The sequence below is a fragment of the Neisseria sp. P0008.S010 genome (assembly GCF_051962715.1).
In the GTDB taxonomy this organism is placed as follows: domain Bacteria; phylum Pseudomonadota; class Gammaproteobacteria; order Burkholderiales; family Neisseriaceae; genus Neisseria; species Neisseria elongata.
The window spans coordinates 1-254 of the sequence record NZ_JBQCVA010000356.1; the positions used below are offsets into that span (position 1 = coordinate 1).

The 254-nt window shown below is 44.9% G+C and carries 1 protein-coding gene; it reads right to left on the reverse strand.

Features of this window, described 5'->3' with window-relative positions; all coding sequences use genetic code 11:
* Window positions 1–254, reverse strand: a 254-nt coding sequence (locus tag ACTHSL_RS13900; RefSeq protein WP_440381742.1) for a hypothetical protein, incomplete at both ends; no start/stop codon positions are given.

A 254-nucleotide genomic window follows, 5' to 3' on the forward strand; every position in this document is an offset into this window, starting at 1 on the left:
GTTCTCAATCCATATTTCAGAATTGTCGGAAGTAAGTCGGATTTTGCAATCGGCATTCTGGATAAAGAGTGAAGGATGTGGCTTTACACCCTTTTGCATGATTACCCTCTGGTCGATAACGCTGTTTTGGACAGCAAGCGTAGAAGAGATCATCTCGCGGCTTGTGCCATAATGATGGAACTCGCCTCCAGGAAGAGGAAGTATAGCGACCTTTAGAGCATTTAGTTCAGGGTCGGCAATCTTAGGATTGTTTC